The sequence below is a fragment of the Pseudomonas putida genome (genome assembly GCF_050990305.1).
GTDB classification, from domain to species: domain Bacteria; phylum Pseudomonadota; class Gammaproteobacteria; order Pseudomonadales; family Pseudomonadaceae; genus Aquipseudomonas; species Aquipseudomonas putida_AH.
Genome location: NZ_CP158817.1, coordinates 1,425,403 through 1,451,287, shown reverse-complemented (window position 1 = coordinate 1,451,287; position 25,885 = coordinate 1,425,403). Strand labels below are relative to the sequence as shown.

The 25,885-nt window shown below is 60.0% G+C and carries 22 protein-coding genes; 9 read left to right on the top strand and 13 right to left on the bottom strand.

Features of this window, described 5'->3' with window-relative positions; all coding sequences use genetic code 11:
- Positions 1-18: 18 nt before the first annotated feature.
- Positions 19-606, bottom strand: a complete 588-nt coding sequence (locus tag ABTV22_RS06680) for an ACP phosphodiesterase (RefSeq protein ID WP_433739118.1) — start codon at positions 604-606, stop codon at positions 19-21.
- 171 nt (positions 607-777) lie between these two features.
- Between ABTV22_RS06680 and ABTV22_RS06675 the strand changes: the two genes are divergently transcribed.
- From ABTV22_RS06675 to ABTV22_RS06665, 3 genes are read left to right on the top strand one after another with little or no spacing between them, the layout of a single operon-like run.
- Complete coding sequence (locus ABTV22_RS06675; protein ID WP_046029399.1) at positions 778-1,080, top strand: ArsR/SmtB family transcription factor; 303 nt, start codon at positions 778-780, stop codon at positions 1,078-1,080.
- A 34-nt stretch (positions 1,081-1,114) separates the two neighbouring features.
- Positions 1,115-2,281 (top strand): MFS transporter, encoded by a 1,167-nt coding sequence (locus ABTV22_RS06670; RefSeq protein ID WP_433739117.1) that lies wholly within the window; start codon positions 1,115-1,117, stop codon positions 2,279-2,281.
- Positions 2,282-2,302: 21 nt separating this feature from the next.
- Complete coding sequence (locus tag ABTV22_RS06665) at positions 2,303-3,352, top strand: alkene reductase (protein ID WP_433739116.1); 1,050 nt, start codon at positions 2,303-2,305, stop codon at positions 3,350-3,352.
- 819 nt (positions 3,353-4,171) lie between these two features.
- Here ABTV22_RS06665 and ABTV22_RS06660 read toward each other — a convergent pair.
- Complete coding sequence (locus tag ABTV22_RS06660) at positions 4,172-4,804, bottom strand: TetR family transcriptional regulator (protein ID WP_433739115.1); 633 nt, start codon at positions 4,802-4,804, stop codon at positions 4,172-4,174.
- Positions 4,805-5,071: 267 nt separating this feature from the next.
- Here ABTV22_RS06660 and ABTV22_RS06655 point away from each other — a divergent pair, with 267 nt between their 5' ends.
- From ABTV22_RS06655 to ABTV22_RS06640, 4 genes are all read left to right on the top strand, one after another.
- Entirely contained in the window at positions 5,072-6,229 is a 1,158-nt protein-coding gene (locus ABTV22_RS06655) for an efflux RND transporter periplasmic adaptor subunit (protein WP_433739114.1), read from the top strand.
- Positions 6,230-6,232: 3 nt separating this feature from the next.
- The gene (gene emhB / locus ABTV22_RS06650; RefSeq protein WP_433739113.1) at positions 6,233-9,394 is read left to right on the top strand and encodes an efflux RND transporter permease subunit EmhB; all 3,162 of its coding nucleotides are present in this window, start codon (positions 6,233-6,235) and stop codon (positions 9,392-9,394) included.
- Entirely contained in the window at positions 9,394-10,854 is a 1,461-nt protein-coding gene (emhC, locus tag ABTV22_RS06645) for an efflux RND transporter outer membrane subunit EmhC (protein WP_433739112.1), read from the top strand. The genes emhB and emhC overlap by 1 nt, the downstream gene beginning before the upstream one ends.
- 429 nt (positions 10,855-11,283) lie before the next feature.
- A complete protein-coding gene (locus ABTV22_RS06640) occupies positions 11,284-12,543 on the top strand; it encodes an OprD family porin (protein ID WP_433739111.1) in 1,260 nt (419 codons plus the stop codon).
- 240 nt (positions 12,544-12,783) lie between these two features.
- Here ABTV22_RS06640 and pcaC read toward each other — a convergent pair whose 3' ends face one another.
- From pcaC to pcaR, 9 genes are all read right to left on the bottom strand, one after another.
- Entirely contained in the window at positions 12,784-13,176 is a 393-nt protein-coding gene (pcaC, locus tag ABTV22_RS06635; protein WP_110966777.1) for a 4-carboxymuconolactone decarboxylase, read from the bottom strand.
- Positions 13,177-13,186: 10 nt separating this feature from the next.
- Complete coding sequence (pcaD, locus tag ABTV22_RS06630) at positions 13,187-13,978, bottom strand: 3-oxoadipate enol-lactonase (RefSeq protein WP_433739110.1); 792 nt, start codon at positions 13,976-13,978, stop codon at positions 13,187-13,189.
- An 11-nt stretch (positions 13,979-13,989) separates the two neighbouring features.
- Positions 13,990-15,354 (bottom strand): 3-carboxy-cis,cis-muconate cycloisomerase, encoded by a 1,365-nt coding sequence (locus ABTV22_RS06625; protein WP_433739109.1) that lies wholly within the window; start codon positions 15,352-15,354, stop codon positions 13,990-13,992.
- Between the two features lie 44 nt (positions 15,355-15,398).
- The gene (locus tag ABTV22_RS06620; protein ID WP_433739108.1) at positions 15,399-16,703 is read right to left on the bottom strand and encodes an MFS family transporter; all 1,305 of its coding nucleotides are present in this window, start codon (positions 16,701-16,703) and stop codon (positions 15,399-15,401) included.
- Between the two features lie 223 nt (positions 16,704-16,926).
- Positions 16,927-18,132, bottom strand: a complete 1,206-nt coding sequence (gene pcaF, locus ABTV22_RS06615) for a 3-oxoadipyl-CoA thiolase (protein ID WP_433739107.1) — start codon at positions 18,130-18,132, stop codon at positions 16,927-16,929.
- Complete coding sequence (locus ABTV22_RS06610) at positions 18,129-18,908, bottom strand: CoA-transferase subunit beta (RefSeq protein WP_433739106.1); 780 nt, start codon at positions 18,906-18,908, stop codon at positions 18,129-18,131. Before ABTV22_RS06610 ends, pcaF begins: the two co-directional genes overlap by 4 nt.
- Complete coding sequence (locus ABTV22_RS06605) at positions 18,908-19,765, bottom strand: CoA transferase subunit A (protein WP_433739105.1); 858 nt, start codon at positions 19,763-19,765, stop codon at positions 18,908-18,910. Before ABTV22_RS06605 ends, ABTV22_RS06610 begins: the two co-directional genes overlap by 1 nt.
- Positions 19,766-20,059: 294 nt before the next feature.
- Positions 20,060-21,406: an MFS transporter gene (locus tag ABTV22_RS06600; protein ID WP_433739104.1), complete on the bottom strand. Its 1,347-nt coding sequence runs from the start codon at positions 21,404-21,406 to the stop codon at positions 20,060-20,062.
- A 124-nt stretch (positions 21,407-21,530) separates the two neighbouring features.
- Positions 21,531-22,373, bottom strand: coding sequence for a pca regulon transcriptional regulator PcaR (gene pcaR, locus ABTV22_RS06595; protein ID WP_338585136.1), 843 nt, complete (start codon positions 22,371-22,373; stop codon positions 21,531-21,533).
- A 699-nt stretch (positions 22,374-23,072) separates the two neighbouring features.
- Here pcaR and ABTV22_RS06590 point away from each other — a divergent pair.
- On the top strand, positions 23,073-23,273 hold the full coding sequence (locus ABTV22_RS06590; RefSeq protein WP_008056863.1) for a hypothetical protein: 201 nt from the start codon (positions 23,073-23,075) through the stop codon (positions 23,271-23,273).
- Positions 23,274-23,651: 378 nt separating this feature from the next.
- The gene (locus ABTV22_RS06585) at positions 23,652-25,127 is read left to right on the top strand and encodes an inorganic phosphate transporter (protein ID WP_433739103.1); all 1,476 of its coding nucleotides are present in this window, start codon (positions 23,652-23,654) and stop codon (positions 25,125-25,127) included.
- Positions 25,128-25,399: 272 nt separating this feature from the next.
- Here ABTV22_RS06585 and ccoM read toward each other — a convergent pair whose 3' ends face one another.
- Together ccoM and ABTV22_RS06575 are read right to left on the bottom strand one after the other, a co-directional pair.
- On the bottom strand, positions 25,400-25,510 hold the full coding sequence (gene ccoM, locus ABTV22_RS06580) for a cytochrome c oxidase subunit CcoM (protein ID WP_433739102.1): 111 nt from the start codon (positions 25,508-25,510) through the stop codon (positions 25,400-25,402).
- 157 nt (positions 25,511-25,667) lie between these two features.
- Entirely contained in the window at positions 25,668-25,829 is a 162-nt protein-coding gene (locus ABTV22_RS06575; RefSeq protein WP_008016476.1) for a hypothetical protein, read from the bottom strand.
- Between the last annotated feature and the right edge of the window lie 56 nt (positions 25,830-25,885).

Sequence of the window (25,885 nt, the reverse complement as noted above, 5' to 3'; positions counted from 1 at the left end):
TCGCCAGCAAGCCGGCTCCTACGGGTTTATGGGGTTTGCTCGGTTCTGTGCGAACGCCTGAAGCTGCGGATAGAACAACCGGAAATCCTCGCTCAACGGCTCATACAACACCCGCAACTCCTGCATCGCGGCCGCCAGTTCCTCTGGTCGGGTCAAGCGCCGCGAAATCCCTCGCAGCACCTGCTCCAGCACTTCGAACTCCCGATAAGAACCCAACCAGTCATTGGCCACCATGTGCGGCGCAATCCTGGCCAGGCGTTCCGGCAATTGTTGTTGGCTAGACAGTACCCGGTACACGTCCGAGGTGAACAGCTCCAATGGCCGGTCCGCGTACAACCGCCAGTCCCGCGCCAGGCAATGGTCGAAAAACACGTCGAGAACGATCCCCGCATAGCGCCTGCGCGTCAGGGAAAACCGCGACAACGAGGCATCTACCAGCGGATGGCGGTCAGTGAATACATCGATGCTGCGATGCAGCTGAATGGCGGTTTCGATCTCCGGCTCGAACTGCCCTTGCAGCCGTCCCTTGACGAAATCGCCATACAGGCTGCCAAGCAATTGACCGGGGCGCTGGCCACCGAGGTGAAGATGTGCGAGATAGTTCATGGGCGCAGCTTAGCACTGCCCCTTCGCATTGTTACACTCAACGTATCGTTATAACTCGATATACCGATTTACTCGGTCATCAGAGCAAAATCATATTGGTATATCGCGAAATACCGATTTAAAGTTCGCTTCATCGCGATATAGCGTTTTACACATCACGAGCCCTCAACCATGAACCTAGACCTCGACGAAATTATAAAAGCCCTGGCACACCCGGTACGGCGAGAAATCCTGCACTGGCTGAAAGACCCGACCGTCGAATTTCCCGATCAGTCTCACAGCAACGAGCACGGCGTTTGCGCCGGGCAGATCGATCAACGTTGCGGCCTATCGCAGTCCACGGTCTCCGCGCACTTGGCGACGCTGCAACGCGCCGGCCTGATCAGCAGCCGCAAAGTCGGCCAGTGGCATTTTTTCAAACGCAACGAGGAAACCATTCAGGAGTTCCTCAAAACATTCAGTAAAGAGCTCTGACCCTTCAAGTCAGCCAGCCGACAAGGAATCAACCATGCCCCTCTCGCTACTTATACTGGCGTTAAGCGCCTTCGCCATCGGCACTACCGAGTTCGTCATCATGGGCCTGCTGCCCAACGTGGCGGCCGACCTCGGTGTGTCGATCCCCGGTGCCGGCTGGCTGGTTACCGGTTATGCGTTGGGCGTGGCCATCGGTGCGCCGTTCATGGCGCTGGCCACCGCCAAACTGCCGCGCAAGGCAGCGTTGGTAACGTTGATGGGCATCTTTATTGTCGGCAACCTGCTCTGTGCGGTGGCCAGTGACTACAACGTGCTGATGTTTGCCCGTGTGGTCACCGCCCTTTGCCACGGTGCCTTCTTTGGTATCGGTTCGGTAGTGGCAGCCGGCCTGGTGCCCGCCAACAAACGAGCCTCGGCCGTGGCCCTGATGTTCACCGGCCTGACCCTGGCCAACGTTCTCGGCGTACCGCTGGGCACCGCGCTCGGTCAAGAAGCCGGCTGGCGCTCAACCTTCTGGGCGGTGACCGTGATCGGCGTGATCGCCCTGTTCGGCCTGATCCGCTTCCTGCCGGCCAAGCGCGATGAAGAAAAACTCAATATGCGCGCTGAACTGCGTGCCCTCAAAGGCGCCGGTATCTGGCTGTCCCTGAGCATGACCGCGATGTTCGCCGCCTCCGTATTCACGTTGTTCACCTACGTTGCGCCGCTGCTGGGTGACGTCACCGGCGTGTCCCCTCGCGGTGTGACCTGGAGCTTGATGCTCATCGGCCTGGGCCTGACCGTCGGCAACATCATCGGCGGCAAGCTGGCCGACAAAGGCCTGGCCGCGACGCTGATCGGTGTGTTCATCGCAATGGCCGTGGTGTCCACGGTGCTGACCTGGACCAGCGTGGCGCTGATCCCGACCGAAATCACCCTGTTCCTCTGGGCCACCGCGTGTTTCGCCGCCGTGCCTGCCCTGCAAGTCAACGTGGTGACCTACGGTAAGGCTGCGCCGAACCTGGTCTCGACCCTGAACATCGGCGCCTTCAACGTCGGCAACGCCCTGGGCGCCTGGGTCGGCGGCAGCGTCATCGCAAACGGCTACGGCCTGACCAGCGTGCCCCTGGCGGCCGCTGCACTGGCGGTCTTCGCCCTGGTCCTGACCCTGATCACTTTCCGTCAGAGCGGTAACCCCGAACTGGCACCTGTTACTAACTGATCTTCACAAGAGAGCTATTTCATGACGACTATTTTCGATCCGATCAAACTGGGCGACCTCGAACTGGCCAACCGCATCATCATGGCCCCGCTGACCCGCTGCCGCGCCGACGAAGGTCGCGTGCCCAACGCGCTGATGGCCGAGTACTACGTGCAACGCGCCTCCGCCGGCCTGATCCTCAGCGAAGCCACCTCGGTCACCCCGATGGGCGTCGGCTACCCGGACACCCCAGGCATCTGGTCCAACGACCAGGTGCGCGGCTGGACAAACGTGACCAAGGCGATCCACGGCGCGGGCGGCAAGATCTTCCTGCAACTGTGGCACGTCGGCCGTGTCTCCCATGAGTCGTACCTGAACGGCGAAAAACCGGTCGCCCCGAGCGCCATCCAGCCTAAAGGTCACGTCAGCCTGGTGCGTCCGCTGTCCGACTTCCCGACGCCACGTGCACTGGAAACCGCTGAAATCGCCGACATCGTCGACGCCTACCGCGTCGGCGCGGAAAACGCCAAGGCCGCCGGCTTCGACGGCGTGGAAATCCACGGCGCCAACGGCTACCTGCTCGACCAATTCCTGCAAAGCAGCACCAACCAGCGCACCGACCAATACGGCGGCTCCCTGGAAAACCGTGCTCGCCTGCTGCTGGAAGTGACCGACGCCGCCATCGAAGTCTGGGGCGCCGGCCGTGTCGGCGTGCACCTGGCACCGCGTGCCGACGCCCATGACATGGGCGACGACAACCTGGCCGAAACCTTCACCTACGTCGCTCGCGAACTGGGCAAACGTGGCATCGCCTTCATCTGCTCGCGCGAGAAAGAAGCCGATGACAGCCTTGGCCCACAGATCAAGGAAGCCTTCGGCGGCCCGTACATCATCAACGAACGCTTCACCAAGGACAGCGCCAACGCCTGGCTGTCGGCTGGCAAGGCTGATGCAGTGGCTTTCGGTATTCCGTTCATTGCCAACCCGGACTTGCCGGCTCGCTTGAAGGCCGATGCGCCGTTGAATGAAGCGCGCCCAGAGTTGTTTTATGGCAAGGGGCCGGTGGGTTACATCGACTATCCGACGTTGTAATCGTTAGCGGTTGAAATGCGAAAGCCCCGGACTCGGAAGAGCCGGGGCTTTTTATTTATCGTGGGCTTGACGCAACTCTTGTAGGAGCGAGCCTGCTCGCGATGGACGACAGAACACCACGGGGTGTCAGGCTGCCAGCGTTATCGTTGACGACCATCGCGAGCAGGCTCGCTCCTACAGTGGATTGAGGTACATCAGCAAGAAATGGGTTGGCTGTCAGGCCGCCATCGCTGGCAAGCCAGCTCCTATAGGGGATGCTGTACACCCGACTGGCTCTTCACCACTCAACAGGCCGAGCGTTAGCTCGCCTGCGAGCTTCTGATTTTGATCTGCCCGCCCCTTCGGGAGGCTGAGTGGAGGCATTTATTCGGGGGAAAGGCGCGTAGCGCCGTGCGGCGAAGCCGCACACATCGAGAGGAGGTGCAGCGAAGCAAACCGGAGGCGATGCCCCCGGATGAATGCCGGAGCGAAGGGACGCCGAGCCTTGGCGAGAGGCCGGACGCCGGGGCGAGACCTTTGCTTCCTTTGGGTCGTTTGCCAAAGGGAGTCGGCCGCCAGGGCGAAACCACCAGCAGCCGTTACCGCAGCAATGGATATGTACTCGGTCAGCAAGAGACAGGTTGGCTGGTAGGCCGCCTTCGCGGGCAAGCCTCGCTCCTACAGAGGGCGACACAAATTCCCTACAAATTACTGAGCTTACTAACTGTCAACATGCCAATCGTAAGTATATAAAAGCACCCTTCTGCGTCCGTGCCTGTGAATAACTGTTCATTTACGGTTTGAGCGATTGACCACGGCAAGCCGATTACGCATGTTGCTTCACTTACGCAGGGCGGGGCTCAGGCGCAGCATGTCCAGCGCGATATCGACCCAATGCTCGGCCTCGGTGTGCAACTGGAAACTGTCGGGGGCAAGCAACCATTGGTACAACAGGCCGTCTATATAAGCATGGATACTGATAGCGGCGCGGTTGGTGTCGAGGTCTTCCGGCAGCTGCCCACGATTCACGGCATTGCGCAGGGTCAGGCCGATGCGCATGTTGCAGTCGAGGCTGGCGGTCTGGCGCTGCTGGCGCAGGTCGCACATTTCATCGGTGAGTTCGCACTTATGAAACAGAATCTCGTTGATGCGCCGGGTCTTGGGATCCAGCGCAACCTCATGAAACAAATGAATCAGCAGACGGCGCATGCACCCCAGCGGGTCGAGTTCGTCTTCGCTCTCGGCAGCTTTGGCCAGTTCATCCAGAGGCTCTTGCAAGGTGTCGAGCATCGCCTGCAACAGATCGGCCTTATTGCTGAAATGCCAGTAGATGGCGCCGCGAGTGACGCCGGCCAGGGTCGCGATGTCCGCCAGCGTGGTACGGGCCACACCCCGCTCGAAAAAGGCTTTTTCAGCCGCTTCGAGAATCTGGTTGCGGGTTTCCTGGGCTTCCTCTTTGGTGCGACGGACCATGGCAGTACAACCTCAATCAGGATGCTTCAGCGATGTCTGAATATCAGCTGAATAAAAGCGGGGCGAGCGTTCTTGGGGCTCGTCCCCGAGCCTACAATTCCAACCTTGCGACGGCATCTGTAACGGCGGGGATACACAGCCAAGGTATTTACAAACAACCGTGAATGTAAGTATATTCCTTAGCAAGCTACTTATCCACCCGATACTCATTTTTTAACTTTCCATCTTTTCTTGTGCGTTTCATGCGCGCCTGACCCGAGGATTTTCATGCAATTCAAGCCAGCTGTTACCGCTCTGGTCGCCGCCGTCGCCCTTGCTGCACTGCTCAGCGGATGCAAAAAGGAAGAAGCGGCACCGGCCGCACCACCGCCTCAGGTCGGCGTCGTCACCCTGCAGCCGCAAACGTTTACGTTGACTTCCGAGCTGCCGGGCCGCACCAGCGCATTCCGCATTGCCGAAGTGCGTCCGCAGGTCAATGGCATCATTCTCAAGCGTCTGTTCAAGGAAGGCGGCGATGTCAAAGCCGGCCAGCAGCTGTACCAGATCGATCCGGCGGTCTATGAAGCGACCCTGAAAAGCGCCGAGGCCAACCTGCGCTCGACCAAATCGATCTCCGACCGCTACCAGCAACTGGTCAACGAGCAGGCCGTGAGCCGCCAGGAATACGACACCGCCGTGGCCAACCGCCTGCAATCGGAAGCCGCACTGCAATCGGCCCAGATCAACGTGCGTTACACCAAGGTCTACGCACCGCTGACCGGCCGCATCGGTCGTTCTTCGGTGACTGAAGGCGCCTTGGTCGCCAACGGCCAGACCGAAGCGATGGCAGTCATTCAGCAACTTGATCCGATCTACGTCGATGTCACGCAGTCCTCCGTGGAACTGCTGCAATTGCGCCGCGAACTGGAAAGCGGTCGCCTGCAAAAGGCCGGCGACAACACCGCAGCGGTCAAGCTGACCCTCGAAGACGGCAGCCCATACAAGCAGGAAGGCAAGCTGGAGTTCTCCGAAGTCTCGGTTGACCAGACCACCGGTTCCGTGACCCTGCGCGCCGTGTTCCCGAACCCTGATCACACCCTGCTGCCGGGCATGTTCGTTCACGCCCAGTTGAAGGCCGGGGTGAACAGCGCCGCGATTCTGGCCCCGCAACAAGGCGTGACTCGCGACCTCAAAGGCTCCCCGACCGCACTGGTCGTCGGTCCCGACAACAAGGTCGAACTGCGCCAGCTCAAGGCCAGTCGCACCGTTGGCAACCAATGGCTGATCGAAGACGGCCTGAAGGCTGGCGACCGCCTGATCACCGAAGGACTGCAATTCGTCAAACCTGGCGTCGAAGTTAACGCCAGAGAGGCGACCAACGTTGACGTTAAGAACCCGGCCCCCGCGAAAGACGCTGCACAGGCTTCCGTAGGCAAAGGGGAGTAAACCATGTCGAAATTCTTTATCGACCGTCCGATTTTCGCCTGGGTAATCGCCCTGGTGATCATGCTGGTCGGGGCACTGTCGATCCTCAGACTGCCAATCAACCAATACCCGAGCATTGCGCCACCAGCGATCGCCATCTCCGTGACCTACCCGGGCGCTTCCGCGCAGACCGTGCAGGACACCGTGGTCCAGGTGATCGAGCAACAACTCAACGGTATCGACAACCTGCGTTATGTGTCTTCGGAAAGTAACTCCGACGGCACCATGACCATCACGGCGACCTTCGAGCAAGGCACCAACTCCGACACCGCGCAGGTCCAGGTACAGAACAAGCTGAACCTGGCCACCCCGCTGCTGCCGCAAGAAGTACAGCAGCAGGGTATCCGCGTGACCAAGGCAGTGAAGAACTTCCTGTTGGTGATCGGCGTCGTATCCCGCGACGGCAGCATGACCAAGGACGACCTGTCCAACTACATCGTGTCCAACATGCAGGACCCGATCTCGCGTACCGCCGGTGTGGGTGACTTCCAGGTGTTCGGTTCCCAGTACGCCATGCGTATCTGGCTCGACCCTGCCAAGTTGAACAACTTCAACCTGACCCCGATCGACGTCAAAACCGCCGTCGCCGCGCAAAACGTGCAGATCTCCTCCGGCCAGCTCGGCGGCCTGCCGGCCCTGCCTGGTACGCAGCTGAACGCGACGATCATCGGCAAGACCCGTCTGCAGACCGCCGAGCAGTTCGACAAGATCCTGCTCAAGGTCAACAAGGACGGTTCCCAGGTTCGCTTGAGCGATGTCGCCAGCGTCGGCCTGGGCGGCGAGAACTACAGCATCAACGCCCAGTTCAACGGCGCACCGGCTTCGGGCCTTGCGGTGAAGCTGGCTAACGGTGCCAACGCACTGGATACCGCCAAAGCCCTGCGCAAGACCATCGAAAGCCTCCAGCCGTTCTTCCCGGAAGGGATGGAAGTGGTGTTCCCGTATGACACCACCCCGGTGGTGACCGAGTCGATCAAGGGTGTAGTTGAAACCCTGGTCGAAGCGATCGTGCTGGTGTTCCTGGTGATGTTCCTGTTCCTGCAAAACTTCCGCGCTACCGTCATCACCACGATGACCGTGCCCGTGGTATTGCTCGGTACGTTCGGCATCCTCGCGGCAGCCGGCTTCAGCATCAACACCCTGACCATGTTCGGTATGGTACTGGCCATCGGCTTGCTGGTGGACGACGCCATCGTTGTGGTGGAAAACGTCGAACGGGTGATGAGCGAGGAAGGCCTGTCACCCAAGGAAGCCACCAAGAAATCCATGGGGCAGATCCAGGGCGCCCTGGTCGGTATCGCTCTGGTGCTTTCGGCGGTATTGCTGCCGATGGCGTTCTTCAGCGGTTCCACCGGTGTGATCTACAAGCAATTCTCGATCACCATCGTCTCGGCCATGGCCCTGTCGGTACTGGTCGCCCTGATCTTCACCCCGGCGCTGTGCGCCACCATGCTCAAGGCGATTCCGAAAGGCGAGCACGGCACACCGAAACGCGGTTTCTTCGGCTGGTTCAACCGCAACTTTGACCGTGGCGTTCGCAGCTACGAGCGTGGCGTGGGCAATATCCTTGCGCGCAAGGCGCCGTACCTGCTGGCGTACATCATCATCATTGTCGGCATGATCTGGCTGTTCACCCGCATTCCAACGGCGTTCCTGCCTGAAGAGGACCAGGGCGTACTGTTCGCCCAAGTGCAAACTCCGGCCGGTTCGACCTCCCAGCGTACCCAAGTGGTCGTGGACGAGATGCGTGAATTCCTGCTGCGCCCAGGCAAGGATGGCGGTGAAGGCGATGCGGTGAACTCGGTGTTTACCGTGACCGGCTTCAACTTCGCCGGCCGTGGCCAAAGCTCCGGTATGGCGTTCATCATGCTCAAGCCATGGCACGAACGGAACGCTGACAACAGCGTGTTCAAAGTGGTGGCCCGTGCGCAGCAGCACTTCTTCACCTTCCGCGATGCGATGGTGTTCGCCTTCGCACCACCGGCGGTACTGGAACTGGGTAACGCCACCGGTTTCGACGTGTTCCTGCAAGACCGCGCCGGTATCGGCCACGAAAAACTGATGCAAGCGCGCAACCAGTTCCTCGGCATGGCCGCACAAAGCAAAGTGCTGTCGCAGGTCCGTCCGAACGGCCTGAACGATGAACCGCAGTTCCAGTTGGAAGTCGATGACGAGAAGGCCAGCGCCCTGGGCGTTACCATCGCCGACATCAACAACACCCTGTCGATTGCCCTGGGCAGTAGCTATGTCAACGACTTCATCGACCGCGGTCGGGTGAAGAAGGTGTATATCCAGGGTCAGCCAGCCTCGCGCATGAGCCCTGAAGACCTGCAAAAGTGGTACGTGCGCAACAGCGCCGGCACCATGGTTCCGTTCTCGGCCTTTGCCAAGGGTGAGTGGATCTACGGCTCGCCGAAACTGGCTCGCTACAACGGCGTAGAAGCGATGGAAATCCTCGGTGCCCCGGCGCCGGGCTACTCCACCGGTGAAGCCATGGCCGAAGTCGAAGCCCTGGCCAAGAAGCTGCCGGCCGGTGTCGGTATTTCCTGGACCGGCCTGTCCTACGAGGAACGTTTGTCCGGCTCCCAGGCGCCTGCGTTGTACGCCCTGTCGCTGCTGATGGTGTTCCTGTGCCTGGCGGCGCTGTATGAAAGCTGGTCGATTCCGATTGCGGTGATGTTGGTGGTGCCGCTGGGGATCATCGGTGCACTGATGGCCACCAGCCTGCGCGGTCTGTCCAACGACGTGTACTTCCAGGTGGGCTTGTTGACGACCATCGGCCTGGCGGCGAAAAACGCCATTCTGATTGTCGAATTTGCAAAGGAGTTGCATGAACAAGGGCGTAGCCTGCGCGACGCGGCGATCGAAGCCTGCCGTATGCGTCTGCGACCGATCATCATGACCTCGCTCGCGTTCGTCCTCGGTGTGGTCCCTCTGGCTATTTCCACCGGCGCAGGTTCGGGTAGCCAGCATGCAATCGGTACCGGTGTGATTGGCGGTATGATCACCGCCACCGTATTGGCGATCTTCTGGGTCCCACTGTTCTTCGTCACCGTATCGTCCATGGGCCAGCGCAAGGTCGCCGACCAGGACGCTGCTTTTGAACCTTCTAAAGAGGCTGGCTAATGAGCAAGTCGCTACTCTCCCTGGCAGTCGCCGCCTTCGTGCTCGGTGGTTGCTCGCTGATACCTGATTATCAGCGACCGGACGCGCCGGTGGCAGATCAATACCCGCAGGGCCTGGCGTATTCGCCGGCCCAGGCGCCGGCTCAGGCCGCCGCAGAGCAAGGCTGGAAGCAGTTTTTCCATGACCCGGCGCTGCAACAGCTGATCCAGGTTGCGTTGGAAAACAACCGTGACCTGCGTGTCGCGGCCCTGAACATCGACGCCTTTGCGGCTCAATACCGCATCCAGCGTGCCGACCTGTACCCGGCCATTTCGGCCAATGGCAGCGGCAGCCGCCAGCGGGTTCCGGATAACTCGTCGCAAAACGGTCAGTCGGGCATCGTCAGCTCCTACTCGGCCACCGTCGGCATCAGCGCCTATGAACTGGACATGTTTGGTCGGGTTCGCAGCCTGAGCGAAGAAGCCCTGCAGAAGTACTTCGCCACCGAAGAAGGCCGGCGCAGCACCCAGATCAGCCTGGTGGCCAGCGTGGCCAATGCCTACCTGACCTGGCAGGCCGACAAGGAACTGTACAAGCTGACCCAGGACACCCTTGCCGCGTTCGAGGAGAGCTACAGGCTCACCTCCCGCAGCAACGAAGTGGGGGTTGCCTCGGCCCTGGACCTGGCGCAGTCGCGCACCTCGGTAGAAAACGCCCGTGCGCAACTGGCCCGCTACACCCGCCAGGTCGCCCAGGATGAAAACAGCCTGGTGCTGTTGCTCGGCACCGGTATCCCGGCCAACTTGCAAGCGGCCCAGCCGCTCAACGATGACTTGCTGAGCGATGTTCCGCCTGGCCTGCCGTCGGACTTGCTGCAGCGTCGTCCGGACATTCTGCAAGCCGAGTACAACCTCAAGGCCGCCAACGCCAACATCGGCGCGGCGCGGGCGGCGTTCTTCCCGAGCATCAGCCTGACCGCCAACGCCGGGACCCTGAGCCCGGACCTGTCGGGCCTGTTCAAGGGCGGTTCGGGCACCTGGCTGTTCCAGCCGCAGATCAACTTGCCTATCTTTAACGCCGGCAGCCTGCGCGCCAGCCTGGATTACTCGAAAATCCAGAAAGACATTGGCGTGGCGAACTACGAGAAGTCCATTCAAACGGCCTTCCAGGAAGTCGCCGACGGCCTGGCCGCCCGCGAGACCTACACCCACCAGTTGCAGGCGCAGCGTGATTTCGTCAGCGCCAACCAGGACTACTACCGCCTGGCCGAACGTCGCTACCGCATCGGTGTCGACAGCAACCTGACCTTCCTCGACGCCCAGCGTCAGTTGTTCAGTGCCCAACAGGCATTGATCACCGACCGTTTGGCTCAGCTGGTCAGCGCGGTGAACCTGTACAAGGCTCTCGGTGGTGGCTGGAACGAACAGACGGCAAAAAACGAGCCGTTGAAAGAAGAAGCGCCGAAGATGCGGTTGTTCTGATAGCGCTGTGAAATCAAAGAGCCCACCGATTGGTGGGCTTTTTGTTGCCAACTGGAAAGGTGTGGTGGCAGGCCTGGCCCCTTCGCGAGCAGGCTCGCTCTCACAACGAACCGCATTCTTCCTGAAGGAACTCAATCAACTGTGGGAGCGAGCCTGCTCGCGAAAAGGCCGCCCCAAACAACATAAAATTCAATCAATCTTATGTTCGATAATCGCCCAAAACCCGCTTTTCTCGATTGAACCATCTAGTACATTCACATCACCATTCGATCCACAAAACCAATAACAACAGGTTCGACACCATGCCCCCGCGCCCTGCCCTGTCCGGCTGATCCCCAGGCTTCATCCAAACCTGTCGACTGCATGTCTGCGCCCTCCCGGCTGCGGCACTACCCCGTTTCACCCCCAAGAATTAGAGAGACCGAGCCCATGACGCCTTCCACCGCACCGTATTTCGTTCCCAGTCTGATCGCCCTGGCCCTGGCAAGCGCAGCTCTGCCCGCCCAAGCCGAGGACTCAGGCTTTGTCGAAGGCGCCAAGGTCAACCTGAACCTGCGCAACTTCTACATCAACCGCAACTTCACCAACCCGACCAAGGCTCAGGGCAAGGCCGAGGAATGGACACAGAGCTTCATCCTCGACGCCAAGTCCGGCTTCACTCAAGGCACCGTCGGCTTCGGTATGGATGTGCTGGGGTTGTACTCGGTGAAACTCGATGGCGGCAAAGGCACCGGCGGGACGCAACTGCTACCGCTGGACAGCGACGGTCGCCCGGCGGACAACTTCGGTCGCACCAACGTGGCGTTCAAGGCGAAGTTGTCGCAGACCGAAGTGAAGGTTGGCGAATGGATGCCGGTGCTGCCGATCCTGCGCTCGGACGATGGCCGTTCCCTGCCGCAAACCTTCCGCGGCGGTCAGATCACTTCGAAAGAGATCAATGGCCTGACGCTTTACGGCGGCCAGTTCCGCCAGAACAGCCCGCGTGACGACAGCAGCATGGATGACATGTCGATGACCGGCAAAGCCGCGTTCACTTCGGACCGCTTCAACTTCCAGGGCGGCGAATACCTGTTCAACGAAAAACGCACTCAGATCGGCCTGTGGAATGCCGAACTCAAGGACATCTACAGCCAGCAGTTCATCAACCTGACCCACAGCCAGCCAATAGGTGACTGGACCTTGGGGGCCAACCTCGGTTTCTTCTATGGCAAGGATGACGGCAGCGCTCGCGCAGGCGATCTGGACAACAAGACGATGTACGGCTTGTTTTCGGCGAAATACGGCGGCAACACCTTTTACGTCGGCCTGCAAAAACTCACCGGCGACAGCCCGTGGATGCGGGTCAACGGCACCAGTGGCGGTACCCTGGCCAACGACAGCTACAACTCCAGCTACGACAATGCCCGGGAAAAATCCTGGCAGGTGCGCCACGACTACAACTTCGTCGCTCTCGGCGTGCCGGGCCTGACCCTGATGAACCGCTACATCAGTGGCGACAACGTACACACCGGCAGCATCACCGACGGCAAGGAATGGGGACGGGAAAGTGAACTGGGCTACACCGTACAAAGCGGTGCGCTGAAGGACCTGAACGTGAAATGGCGCAACTCGACCATGCGTCGGGACTACAGCAACAACGAGTTCGATGAGAACCGGCTGATCATCAGCTACCCGATCAGCCTGTTGTAAACCTCGTCGCCCTCCTGTAGGAGCAAGGCTTGCCCGCGATGGCGTCCGTGTGATCGCCATCGCGGGCAAGCCTTGCTCCTACAGGGATTGTCGGTGAACACAAAACTGATGTTCACACCGAAAACGGTGGGAGCGGCCTTGCTCGCGAAAGCGGCGGGTCAGCCAACCTCGATGTCGACTGATACGACGCCTTCGCGAGCAAGCCCGCTCCCACATTGGATCTTCGGTGTACGCGAAATATCACTCCCGCGACTCAACCCCCAACTCATCCCACACCGATTCCGCCAGGTGGAACGTGGCGTTGGCCGCCGGAATCCCGCAATAAATCGCGCTCTGCATGATCACTTCCTTGATCTCGCCACGGCTAACGCCATTGTTGGCAGCGGCGCGCAGGTGCAGTTTCAGTTCGCCTTCGCGGTTCATGCCGATCAGCATGGCGATGGTGATCAGGCTGCGGGTGTGACGTGGCAGACCCGGACGGGTCCAGATGTCGCCCCAGGCGTGACGCGTGATCATCTCCTGGAACTCGGAGTTGAACTCGGTCAGGGTGCTCAAACTGCGGTCGACGTGAGCATCGCCCAGCACCGCGCGACGGACGTTCATGCCCTCGTCGTAACGTTGTTTCTCGTCCACGGGATTTTCCTCAACGAGCCGTCAAAAAGGCCACTACACGTTCGCTGAAATCAGCGCCGGCCTGGACGTTGGACAGGTGCGCGGCATAGAACTCGGCGTACTCGGCGCCCGGCACATGCTCCTGAATGAAATGCCCACCGGACGGTGGTGTGACCGCGTCTTGAGTCCCGGCGATAACCAGCAGCGGCGCCTTGATCGAGGACAATTGATCACGGAAGTCGGCGTCGCGCACCGCCGCGCAGTTGGCCGCGTAGCCTTCTGGCGAGGTGGCCGCCAGCATGTCGGTGATTTGCTTGGCCGCCGCCGGATTGGCTTCAGAGAAGTCTGGGGTGAACCAGCGGGCAATCGATGCATCGCGCAGGGCGACCATGGCCGCCGGACCGTCGCGCAGCACGGTTTCGATACGTGGGTTCCAGATCGACGGATCGCCGATTTTCGCCGCGGTGTTGCACACGATCAGTTTGTTCAGGCGCTCGCCGGCATTGATGCCCAGCCATTGCCCGATCAGCCCGCCCATGGACAGCCCGCAGAAATGCGCACGTTCGATGTGCAGCGCATCCAGCAGAGCCAGCACGTCGCGGCCCAGTTGTTCGATGCTGTACGGCCCCGGTGTCACCAGCGATTGGCCGTGGCCACGGGTGTCGAAACGCAGCACACGAAAATGCTCGCTGAATGCGGCGATTTGCGCGTCCCACATGTGCAGGTCGGTACCCAGGGAGTTGGACAGCACCAGCACCGGCGCATCCACCGGGCCATCGAGTTGGTAATGCAGTTCGCCATCGGCGAGTTGTACGAAAGCCACAGCAATCTCCTTCAAGCAGTCAATGCAGAATGTTCAGCCACCGCTCGCTCGACCCAGGTACGGGCCTGGCCGAGGTAATGCGCGGGGTCCAGCAGATGATCGAGTTCTTGTGCCGACAGTTCGGCGGTCACTTGTGGCTCGTCGCCGAGCACCGCGCGCAGATGACGCTGCTGCGCCACGGCGCGTTTGCAGCATTGCTCCAGCAGATGATGCGCGGTGTCGCGCCCTACCCGCTGAGCCAGAACAATGCTTACCGCTTCGGCGAGCACCAGGCCCTGAGTCAAATCGAGGTTGCGTGCCATGCGCTCGGCATCCACTTCCAATCCGCCGGCGACCAACAAGGCTTGCTTCAGGCTGCCGGACACCAGGCAACAAATCTCCGGCAGGGTCTCCCATTCGGCATGCCACAAGCCCAAGCTGCGCTCGTGCTCCTGGGGCATGGCACTGAACAGGGTCGAGAGCAGGCCGGGTACGCGGGTCGCCGCGCCGATCAGCACCGCCGCGCCCACCGGGTTGCGCTTGTGCGGCATGGTCGATGACCCGCCCTTGCCCGGCGCCGAGGGTTCGAACACTTCGCCCGCTTCGGTCTGCATCAACAGGCTGATGTCACGGCCGAGTTTGCCAAGACTGCCGGCGATCAACCCCAGAACAGAGCCGAACTCCACCAAACGATCACGCTGGGTGTGCCACGGTTGATCGGGCAACGCCAGCTGCAACTCTTCGGCCAATGCCTGGGCAATCGGCATCGCCTTGTCACCGAGGGCCGCGAGGGTCCCGGAGGCGCCGCCGAATTGCAGCACCAACAGGCGCGGCTTGAGCTCTTGCAAGCGCTGGCGGCTGCGGGTCACCGCACCCAGCCAACCGGCGATCTTCATGCCCAACGTCACCGGTGTCGCATGTTGCAGCCAGGTACGCCCGGCCAGTGGCGTGGCCACATAGCGTTGGGCCTGGGCGGCGAGGGTTTGACCCAACTGCGCCAGATCGTTGTCGATCAGTTTCAGCGCCCGGCGCAATTGCAGCACCAGACCGCTGTCCATCACGTCCTGGCTGGTCGCGCCCAGATGCACATACCGTTCGGCCTCGGCATCGGTTGCCGTGATTTGCTTGCCCAGCGCCTTGACCAGCGGAATCGCCGAATTGCCGGCAATGGCAATCGCCTCACCGAGGGCGGCGAAATCAAAATGCCCGGCCTGACAGGCGGCTTCGATGGGGGCCACGGCGCTCTGCGGAATCAATCCGACCCGCGCCTCGGCCCGGGCCAGCGCCGCTTCGAAGTCGAGCATGGCCTGGACCCGGCCCTGATCGCAGAACACCTCACGCATATCGCGGGCAGTGAAATAGACATCGAACAATTGATTGCCCGGTCGCTGGTTCATAAAAAGTCCCTGGAGACGCGGGCCACTCAGGGCCCGCGTATGGATCAAAGGTCGTGGTGCAGGTATTTGGCTTGTTTCGGCAGGCGCAGGCTGAACAGGAAGGCAATCGCCATCATCACCGTCACGTACCAGTAGAAGGAGTTTTCCATGCCGCCGGCCTTGAGGCTCAGGGCCACGTATTCCGCCGAGCCACCGAAAATCGCGTTCGCCACCGCATACGCCAGGCCGACGCCCAGTGCGCGCACTTCCGGCGGGAACATTTCGGCTTTTACCAGGCCGCTGATCGAGGTGTAGAAACTGACGATCGCCAGGGCCAGGGTGATCAGCACAAAGGCCACAAACGGGCTGCCGACACTTTTCAGGCTCAACAGGATCGGCACGGTGCACAACGTCCCGAGGGCGCCAAACCAGAGCATAGAATTACGCCGGCCGATCTTGTCGGCGAGCATGCCGAACAACGGCTGCATGCACATATAGAGAAAGAGCGCGCCGGTCATGATGTAGCTGGCGGTCTTGGCGGGCATGCCGGCAGTGTTCACCAGGTACTTCTGCATGTACGTGGTGAAGGTGTAGAAAATCAGCGAGCCACCGGCGGTGTAGCCGAGCACCGTGATGAAGGCGGCTTTGTGGTCGCGGAACAACGCGCCGATGCTGCCGGCGTCCTTGTTTTCGCGCATTTCCTTGCTGGTGGTTTCTTTCAGCGAACGACGCAGGTACAGCGAAACCAACGCCGCACACGCACCGACCACGAACGGAATCCGCCAGCCGTAGGCACGCAATTCCTCTTCGGACAGGAACTGCTGCAGGATCACCACCACCAGCACCGCCAGCAATTGTCCACCAATCAGCGTCACGTACTGGAACGAGGCGAAGAAACCGCGCTGGCCCTTGAGGGCAACCTCACTCATATAAGTGGCCGTGGTGCCGTACTCCCCGCCCACGGACAAGCCCTGGAGCAAACGGGCGAACAGCAACAGGATCGGTGCCCAGATGCCGATGCTGCTGTAAGTCGGCAGGCAAGCGATCAGCAACGAGCCGAAGCACATCATCAAGATCGAAATCAGCATCGAGTTCTTACGCCCGTGCCGATCCGCGACACGACCAAAGATCCAGCCGCCGATCGGGCGCATCAGGAACCCGGCGGCAAACACACCCGCCGTATTTACCAACTGAACGGTGGGGTTGTCGGAGGGGAAAAAGGCCGGCGCGAAATAGAGCGCACTGAAGGCGTAGACGTAGAAGTCAAACCACTCGACCAGGTTGCCGGATGAGGCACCGACAATGGCAAAAATCCGTTTTCTGCGCTCTTCGCCGGTATACAGCGCGGGTGTAGCTGTTGGTGTTGTCATTGTTTTTCACTCAATGGGGACAGTGAGAGTCTAGACATACTTTGCAACAGTCCCGTTCCGCAGATGAATCTCAAACACCTATCCCCTGTGGGAGCGGGCTTGCTCGCGAAGGCGGTGTGTCAGCAACATTAATAGCGGCTGACACGCCCTCTTCGCGAGCAAGCCCGCTCCGACAGGAATTGTGGTGTTCTCAATATTCATAGAACACCACCTTCAAACAAGGTCAGACGCGCTCGATCGCCAAAGCCAGACCCTGACCGACACCGACGCACATGGTCGCCAGCCCTTTCTTGCCACCGGTTTTCTCAAGCTGATGCAGCGCGGTCAGGACCAGACGCGCACCGCTCATGCCCAACGGATGGCCCAAGGCAATGGCGCCACCGTTCGGGTTGACCTGAGGCGCATCGTCCGCGATGCCCAGTTCACGCAGCACCGCCAAGCCTTGGCTGGCGAAGGCTTCGTTGAGTTCGATCACGTCGAAATCGCTGACCGCCACACCCAGGCGTTCGGTCAACTTGCGCACCGCAGGGACCGGACCGATGCCCATTACCCGTGGCGCAACACCGGCGCTGGCCATGCCCAGCACTTTGGCACGAGCGGTCAGACCGTGTTTTTTCACCGCTTCGGCCGAAGCCAGGATCAAGGCGGCCGCACCGTCGTTCACGCCCGACGCGTTGCCGGCGGTGACGGTTTTGTCCGGGCCGTTGACCGGTTTGAGTTTGGTCAGGGCTTCCAGGGTGGTGTCGGCGCGCGGATGTTCGTCCTGGCTGACCACAGTCTCACCCTTTTTATGGGCAATGCGCACTTCGACGATTTCCTCGGCGAAGAAGCCGGCGGCCTGGGCGACGGCGGTGCGTTGCTGGCTGCGCAGGGCGAAGGCGTCCTGGTCAGCGCGGGAGACCTTGTAGTCATCGGCCACGTTGTCGGCGGTTTGCGGCATCGCATCCACGCCGTACTGGGCTTTCATCAACGGGTTGATGAAGCGCCAGCCGATGGTGGTGTCTTCCAGCTTCATATTGCGCGAGAACGCAGCATCAGCCTTGCCCATCACGAACGGCGCGCGGGACATCGACTCGACGCCGCCGGCAATCGCCAACTCCATCTCGCCACTGGCGATGGCGCGGAACGCGGTGCCAATGGCATCCATGCCCGAAGCGCAGAGGCGATTGAGGGTCACGCCCGGAATGGTGTCCGGCAGACCGGCCAGCAGCAGCGCCATGCGCGCCACGTTGCGGTTGTCTTCACCGGCCTGGTTTGCGCAGCCGAGGAACACCTCGTCCACGGCTGCCCAGTCCACGCTCGGGTTGCGCTCCATCAGCGCCTTGATTGGCACGGCGGCCAAGTCGTCGGCACGCACCGTCGAAAGGCCGCCGCCGAAGCGGCCGATGGGGGTGCGAATCGCGTCGCAGATATAAACGTCACGCATCACGCTTCTCCAGGGGCTTGGCCGTGGGCTGCAGCGGTACGGGCTTCCAGATCACGCAGCGCGGTCAGCTCGACCTCAGTCGGCTCGGCGGTGACGGCAACACTGTCGGCAAAGCGGATCGGCCAACCGGTGGCAGCGACCACTTGCTCGCGGGTCACGCCCGGGTGCAGTGCGGTGACAACGAATTCGTTGGTGCCGGCTTCTGGTTCCATGGTGCACAGGTCGGTGATGATCCCCACCGGACCTGCGCCTGGCAGACCGAGACGCTTGCGCGAATCGCCGCCTTCACCGTGGCCAACCGAGGTAATGAAGTCGAGCTTGTCGACGAACGAACGCGCCGATTGCTTGAGGATGATCAGCACGCTCTTGGCGGAACCGGCAATCTCCGGTGCACCGCCGGCGCCCGGCAGACGGACTTTCGGCGCGTGATAATCACCGACCACAGTGGTGTTGATGTTGCCGAAACGGTCGACTTGGGCAGCGCCGAGGAAACCGACGTCAATACGACCGCCCTGCAGCCAGTAGCGGAAAATCTCACCGGTTGGCACTACGGTGTCAGCGGTTTCCGCCAGCTCGCCGTCGCCGATCGACAGTGGCAATACGCTCGGCTTGGCACCGATCGGGCCCGACTCGTAGATCAGCACGACATCCGGCGAGGACGTCAGGCGCGCCAGGTTGGCCGCTTTCGATGGCAGGCCAATGCCCACGAAGCACACCGAGCCGTTCTTCAGGCGACGGGCAGCGGCGACGGTCATCATTTCATTGGTGGTGTAAGTCATTACTTCGCCTCCGAAGCGGCGGCCAGTTTGGCCTGGAACTCGCTGAAGTCAGCGCTGCCATGGATGTATTCGTTGATCCACGCGGTGAAGGTGTCACGGTCGCGGGCAATCGGGTCCCAGGCCTGGTAGAAACGGTTGTCACGTTCGGTGTAACCGTGGGCGTAGGACGGATGCGCACCGCCCGGTACATGGCAGACCGCGCTCAAGGCCCAGGTCGGCAGGACGCAAGCGTTCATCGGTGCCTTTAGGTCATCGACGATTTCTTCGACGGTGACGATGCAACGCTTGGCAGCCAGCGCGGCTTCTTTCTGCACACCAAGGATGCCCCACAGCAGCACGTTGCCCTTGCGGTCGGCTTTCTGGGCGTGGATCACGGTGACGTCCGGGCGTACCGAAGGCACGGCGGCCAGCACTTCGCCGGTGAATGGGCAGGTCACGGATTTGATCAGTGGGTTGACCTTCGGCAGGTCGGAACCGGCGTAGGCACGCAGCACCGCGAACGGCAAGCCGGAAGCGCCTGCGACGTAGGCGTTGGCCAGGTCGGCGTGGCTGTGTTCTTCGATTTCCATCGCGTGAGGCCACTGCTTCTCGACTGCATCGCGCAGACGGTGCAGCGAACCAACGCCTGGGTTACCGCCCCAGGAGAAAATCAACTTGCGTGCACAACCGGCACCGATCAACTGGTCGTAGATCAGGTCAGGCGTCATCCGTACCAGGGTCAGGTCTTTTTTACCCTGACGAATGATTTCGTGACCCGCCGCCGTCGGGATCAGGTGAGTGAAGCCTTCGAGCGCAACGGTATCGCCGTCATTCACGAATTGCTTCACCGCGTCGTGCAGCGAAAGAATCTCAGCCATTTGGGGCAGGCTCCCATTTGTTATTAACCAACGTGGTCGAAAAAGGCGCCGATGCGCAGCGCCGGAATGACTGAAGATTAAGCCTGTGAAAAACGCCAAACAATCCGATAATCGACTGAGTGTTCGTTTATCGAACACATTGTTACTTACCTATCGACCCAAAAAGCTTCGCGGGCAAGCCTCGCTCCTACAGGTTTTTTGACGATCGCTCACATGGGAAACGACGAAAAACCGTAGGAGCGTGGCTTGCCCGCGATGAGGCCATCAAACACGCCGATGATTCTGAATTAACTGTCAGGTCGCATCCGCATGACTGACCACACCCTTGATCACCACCGCCGTGGTCGCCAGCGCTGCGGGAATCACCAGCGCCGTCAGCACCTGCTCGAAATTCCAGCCCAACCCCAGCAGGGTTGCGCCCATCCAGGCGCCGAGGATGGCGCCGAAACGGCCGATCCCGAGCATCCACGACACACCCGTGGCACGCCCCTGGGTCGGATAAAACCGCGCGGCCAGCGAGGGCATTGCCGATTGCGCGCCGTTAACACACATGCCGGCCACCAGCACCAACGTCGCGAGCAGTGTGATGCTGCCCAGGCTTTGTCCCACCGCGTAGGCAAACACCCCGGCCAGCAGGTAGAAAATACCGATCACCTTGTGCGGATTGAACCGATCCATGGCCCAACCTACACCCACCGCACTCAACACTCCGCCGAACTGGAACAGCGCGCCGATGAACGCGGCCTGCTCCATGCTCGCGCCACTGTCGCGCATCAGGGTCGGCAGCCAACTGGTCAGCAGGTAAACAATCACCAGGCCCATGAAATAGGTCAGCCACAGCAATAAGGTGCCGACGCTGTAGGTGCCGGAGAAAATCACCGCAAACACGTTGCGCGCCTTCACGGTTTTCTGTTCCGGCACGCTGAAACTGGCGGCCTGGGCAACCATTACCGGGTCGATGGGCGCCAGGGTCTTGCGCACTTTGTCGGTGCCACGGTTACGGACGACAAGGTAGCGCGCCGATTCAGGCAGCCAAAGCAGCAAAACGACGGCCAGGATCAACGGCAAAACCCCGCCGATCAGCAACAGGCTGTGCCAGCCGAATGCCGGAATCAGCTTGGCCGAAATGAATCCGCCACCGGCCATGCCCAGGTTGAAACCGCAAAACATGCTGGTCACCAGCAGGGATTTCTTGCGTTCCGGGGTGTATTCCGACAACAGCGTGGTGGCATTCGGCATCCCGGCGCCCAACCCCAGGCCTGTGAGGAAGCGCAGCACCAGCAACTGTTCGACGTTGGTGCTGTAGGCCGAGGCCAGGCTGAACGCACCAAACAAAAATACGGCCCCGACCAACACGACTTTTCGCCCGAAGCGGTCAGCCAAAGGACCGGAACCCAGGGCGCCGAAGACCATGCCGATCAACGCCGCACTCATCACTGGCCCCAGGCTGGCGCGGTCGATGCCCCAGTCTTGTGACAAAGCCGGGGCGATAAACCCCATGGCTGCGGTGTCGAGGCCATCAAGAAAGACAATCAGGAAGCACAGAATCACTACGCGCCACTGGTAGCGCGAAATGGGTTGAGCATTGATAAAGGACTGCACATCGAGGCAGTTGCCTACTGCGGACTGGGGCTGGTTCATTATTTTTATTCCATGGATCACAGTCGAACGGGGGCCGGCCAACGCCGGCGCAGCCGCGACAGTAATGATCCGGAGGAAACAGCGTCAATTCACCAGAAACGACTCTGTGCGATTATCGAACAGCTTAGGCAAACAGTTGAGCACTGAGGTCGCGACTGGCACTTAACAGGCCAGGCAGGAAGCGCTGCTCCAATTCGTTGCGACTGACCCGCCCTGCATGGGTGCTGACGTTGAGCGCCGCGACCACCTGACCGGAAGCGTCGTACACCGGGACGGCTATGGAACGCAGACCCTGCTCCAGTTCCTGATCGACAATGCACCAGCCTTGTTGACGCACCTCTTGCAGGCATTCGAGCAACGCCTCGGGCGTATGGATAGTGCGACTGGTCTTGGCCTGCAGGTCGGCGTGATCGAGGTATTCGCCCAATGACGTGTCATCCAGGGCGGCCAGCAGAATTCTGCCCATCGACGTGCAATAGGCCGGCAGGCGACCGCCCACCGAGAGGTCGACCGAAATCAGGCGCTGGGTGGTCGCCGAACGGGCGATGTACAAGATGTCATCCCCTTCCAGCGTGGCCATGTTGCAGGCCTCATGCAGTTGCTCACTCATGCGGTCCAGATACGGCTGGGCGGAAACCGCCAGCGGTGTCGACGAGACATAGGCATGGCCGAGGGTCAGGACTTTGGGCAGCAATGAATAGGTGCGACCGTCCGTGGTGGCGTAGCCGAGCTTGATCAGGGTATGCAGGCAACGTCTGACGGCGGCGCGGGGAATTTCCGTACGATGGCTGATTTGCGCGATGGTCAGGTGTCGCTTGCGCTCCTGGAACGCTTGCACGACAGCCAGGCCCCGGGCCAGCGAGGTCATGAAGTCGGGATCACCGGTCATGGCCTGAATCCGCTTGGCGGGCGAAGCGACGATCGGCGGAGCCACGGAGGCGAAGGAGTTGCGCAGTTGATCGTTCATATAAGGCCCTTTTTCCCACACGGATCAGCGACTATTACAAGCGGCATGGGGCCGGCAAACAAGCCCGAGCCACCAGGATCGGGCGATTATCGAACCATTGATCGATAATCGCAATCCACTGCCTGTACCTTCCTGCACGCGCCCTGCGCGCCAAAAAATCGGGCCAAGCCTCCCTCCTTATATGTATTCGCACAGGCCTGAATGCAGATTTAAGGATGGATGTAGTTGACCTAAGTTGTTCGACTTAATGACGCCAGAAAGGCATCGCTGCTAAGTGACATCCAGCAATGCGTTAGTTGACAGTAAAAGTTACGAGTAACAAAACAATCACACACCAATATCTACTTTTAGCCCTTCAACGATAGTGTTCTCTGATTCGCTCGCTATAATACAAATCAGTAGCCAGGCGGTTTTATAGCTGCCGATCCCGCTACCCGGTGGCACGAGACTTCATCGCCATCGCCCTAGGCAAGCGTGCGACGCGGACTGCATTTACATCGCCAACGCGCTCGCCGAAACAGGAATTTGATGCTACGTCAGCTATTGACCTCTGGTGCCGTAGCCGCCTGCAACATGGACGTACTGATCACTCTGCCGTAAACGATGCCTTCATGGGCCTTGTCCTTTCGACGAGCGTGGTCAATACATTGAACGCAGCGCGATTCACCAGAATTTACCTCAACTCAAACAGGTAGCACTGTGACGAAAGACGAACTGCGCGCGGAACTTGAGCGCCAGGAACAACGTTACAAGGAAGTTTACGGCGGGGAAGTCACCACCTACGCCGCCCAACCCGAACCGGAACGTAAACCCTGGCGTAAACGCGCCACCGTTCAGGACCAGGTTTTCAAGCAAGAACTGGAAAAAATGGAAAAGGAACTCAAAGCCGAAGAGCCTTGACCGCTTCGGCTTGCCTTCCTTAAAGGGACTGTGGTTACACCCGTTAAAAGCGGGATGTATCAATGTTGCCTTCTGCGCCCGCTATCAGCGGGCAGCGGCCACCTTGCCCATCTGACAGGGTAAAAAGGCTCATATCTGACTCCCCTTTCAGAAATTTCATACAAGCATTCAGATCGTACCGCCAAACGACTGAAACCCTTGTGGCATCAGTGTTTTCAATGAAATTCAATGACTTGCGCTCCCCGAAAAATCACCGGGGCTGAGGGTACGGCCGCAAAATATTTCATTGAAGAATGTTACCGATGAGCAGCAAGTGCATCGATTGACAGTCTTTTCTGGCATAATCGCGCCCCCTTATGACCGGGTCAGAAAACCTTCATGATCGATTTATTCAGCGGACTGGATGCTTGGGTGCTTGTGAGCCTCTTGCTCGCCCTGGCTTTTGTCCTCGCCTTCGAGTTCATCAATGGATTTCATGACACCGCTAACGCGGTAGCCACTGTTATCTACACCAAAGCGATGCCCCCTCATCTGGCGGTGTTCTTTTCCGGTGTGTTCAATTTCCTCGGCGTGTTGCTCGGTGGCGTTGGCGTGGCGTACGCCATTGTCCACCTGCTGCCGGTAGAGCTGCTGATCAACGTGAATACCGGCCATGGCCTGGCGATGGTGTTCTCGTTGCTCGCTGCAGCCATCACCTGGAACCTGGGCACCTGGTACTTCGGTATCCCCGCCTCCAGCTCCCACACCCTGATCGGCTCGATCCTCGGCGTGGGCCTGGCCAATGCCCTGATCAACGAAATTCCGTTGGCCGATGGGGTGAACTGGCAAAAGGCGATCGATATCGCCGCTTCGCTGGTGTTCTCGCCCATGGCAGGTTTTCTGATTGCCGCACTTATATTGATCGGCCTTAAATGGTGGCGTCCGCTGTCAAAGATGCACAAGACCCCGGAAGAGCGCCGCAAGATCGACGACAAGAAACACCCCCCGTTCTGGAACCGTCTGGTGCTGGTGATCTCGGCCATGGCCGTGAGCTTCGTGCACGGGTCCAACGACGGTCAGAAAGGTATCGGCCTGATCATGCTGGTGCTGATCGGTATCGTGCCGGCGCAGTTCGTTCTCGATTTGAACAGCACCACCTACCAGATCGAGCGTACCCGCGATGCCACCCTGCACTTGAGCCAGTTCTACAAGCGCAATGCCGATTCCCTGGGTGAGTTCCTGGCCCTGGGCAAAAGCGTCGAAGGCGATCTGCCGGAGAAATTCCGTTGCAACCCGCAACAGACCGAACCGACCATCAATGCCTTGCTCGGCACCCTGAAAGGCGTTGCCGATTACCACTCGCTGTCATCGGAAAGCCGCATCGAAGTACGCCGTTACCTGCTGTGCCTGGACGACACGGCGAAGAAAGTCAGCAAATTGCCAATCCTGAGCGCCCGCGAAAAGGCTGACCTGGACAAGCTGCGCAAAGATCTGACCACCACCACCGAATACGCCCCGTTCTGGGTGATTCTGGCGGTCGCCCTGGCTCTCGGCCTGGGTACCATGGTGGGTTGGAAGCGCGTGGTGCTGACCATCGGTGAGAAGATTGGCAAGCAAGGCATGACGTACTCCCAGGGCATGTCGGCCCAGATCACCACCGCCAGCCTGATCGGCATGGCCAACATCTTCAGCCTGCCGGTATCCACCACCCACGTCCTGTCTTCGGGTGTGGCGGGGACCATGGTGGCGAACAAAAGCGGTCTGCAAGGTGGCACCGTCAAAACCATCCTGCTGGCCTGGGTCTTGACCCTGCCCGCCACGGTTGCCCTGTCGGCCGGCCTGTTCTGGCTGGCATCGAAGGCACTGGGTAGCTGATACGCAGTCAAACGAAAAAGGCGCGCTCCGTGAGGACCGCGCCTTTTTTATTGCCGCAATAACCGACGATATCCTCAAACCTGTAGGAGCCGAGCTTGCTCGCGATAGCGGTTTACCATTCGGCATTGATGCTGAACTTTAAATCGCTATCGCGAGCAAGCTCGGCTCCTACAGGTATTTTGTTTACCCAACAAAAATCGCAGGCAAAAAAAAAGGCAACCGAAGTTGCCTAAAATGCCTTGCGTGCTCATTACATCTCGAAGGAACTACGGTTATTTCCGCTTGTGCGAATCCTTCCAGATAAAAAATCCAAACCCGGCGAAGAATACAAACATGAGGCTGACGGTCAGCACTCCGGCGATCACTACGTTGTCGAGAAACATGACGCGTCTCCTGCAGTTGCCTTGTTGCGATGGAGCTAAGTTAACCAATCAGACAGGAGAAAATATTGACCGGGATCAATATTGCCGGGGGTGAGGCGCCGGAATCGGGCACTAAGGAAGGGGAAAACTGACCTGCATCAGTCGATGCAGGTGGGGGTCAACGTTTCTTGGGTTTGTTCTTCGGCTTTTTCTTTGCCTTACCCAACGGCATGGCCTGTTCGAACGCCTGACGCACTTCGTTCAGGCGCTTGTCGTTAAGGTCATGAACACGCTTGGCGCGTTCGGCGTTGAGGTCTATCAGCTTGTCGTCTTGGCTCATGGCGTTCAGTGCATCGTTCGAAAGGAGATTCAGCTGCCGTATCAACCGGCAGGATT

What these genes read in the sequence shown, in the direction of transcription:
- ABTV22_RS06680 (WP_433739118.1), bottom strand. Translation starts at nt 606, where the DNA reads ATGAACTATCTCGCACATCTTCACCTCGGTGGCCAGCGCCCCGGTCAA.
- ABTV22_RS06675 (WP_046029399.1), top strand. Translation starts at nt 778, where the DNA reads ATGAACCTAGACCTCGACGAAATTATAAAAGCCCTGGCACACCCGGTA.
- ABTV22_RS06670 (WP_433739117.1), top strand. Translation starts at nt 1,115, where the DNA reads ATGCCCCTCTCGCTACTTATACTGGCGTTAAGCGCCTTCGCCATCGGC.
- ABTV22_RS06665 (WP_433739116.1), top strand. Translation starts at nt 2,303, where the DNA reads ATGACGACTATTTTCGATCCGATCAAACTGGGCGACCTCGAACTGGCC.
- ABTV22_RS06660 (WP_433739115.1), bottom strand. Translation starts at nt 4,804, where the DNA reads ATGGTCCGTCGCACCAAAGAGGAAGCCCAGGAAACCCGCAACCAGATT.
- ABTV22_RS06655 (WP_433739114.1), top strand. Translation starts at nt 5,072, where the DNA reads ATGCAATTCAAGCCAGCTGTTACCGCTCTGGTCGCCGCCGTCGCCCTT.
- emhB (WP_433739113.1), top strand. Translation starts at nt 6,233, where the DNA reads ATGTCGAAATTCTTTATCGACCGTCCGATTTTCGCCTGGGTAATCGCC.
- emhC (WP_433739112.1), top strand. Translation starts at nt 9,394, where the DNA reads ATGAGCAAGTCGCTACTCTCCCTGGCAGTCGCCGCCTTCGTGCTCGGT.
- ABTV22_RS06640 (WP_433739111.1), top strand. Translation starts at nt 11,284, where the DNA reads ATGACGCCTTCCACCGCACCGTATTTCGTTCCCAGTCTGATCGCCCTG.
- ABTV22_RS06625 (WP_433739109.1), bottom strand. Translation starts at nt 15,354, where the DNA reads ATGAACCAGCGACCGGGCAATCAATTGTTCGATGTCTATTTCACTGCC.
- ABTV22_RS06620 (WP_433739108.1), bottom strand. Translation starts at nt 16,703, where the DNA reads ATGACAACACCAACAGCTACACCCGCGCTGTATACCGGCGAAGAGCGC.
- ABTV22_RS06610 (WP_433739106.1), bottom strand. Translation starts at nt 18,908, where the DNA reads ATGACTTACACCACCAATGAAATGATGACCGTCGCCGCTGCCCGTCGC.
- ABTV22_RS06605 (WP_433739105.1), bottom strand. Translation starts at nt 19,765, where the DNA reads ATGGCTGAGATTCTTTCGCTGCACGACGCGGTGAAGCAATTCGTGAAT.
- ABTV22_RS06600 (WP_433739104.1), bottom strand. Translation starts at nt 21,406, where the DNA reads ATGAACCAGCCCCAGTCCGCAGTAGGCAACTGCCTCGATGTGCAGTCC.
- pcaR (WP_338585136.1), bottom strand. Translation starts at nt 22,373, where the DNA reads ATGAACGATCAACTGCGCAACTCCTTCGCCTCCGTGGCTCCGCCGATC.
- ABTV22_RS06585 (WP_433739103.1), top strand. Translation starts at nt 23,652, where the DNA reads ATGATCGATTTATTCAGCGGACTGGATGCTTGGGTGCTTGTGAGCCTC.
- ccoM (WP_433739102.1), bottom strand. Translation starts at nt 25,510, where the DNA reads ATGTTTCTCGACAACGTAGTGATCGCCGGAGTGCTGACCGTCAGCCTC.
- ABTV22_RS06575 (WP_008016476.1), bottom strand. Translation starts at nt 25,829, where the DNA reads ATGAGCCAAGACGACAAGCTGATAGACCTCAACGCCGAACGCGCCAAG.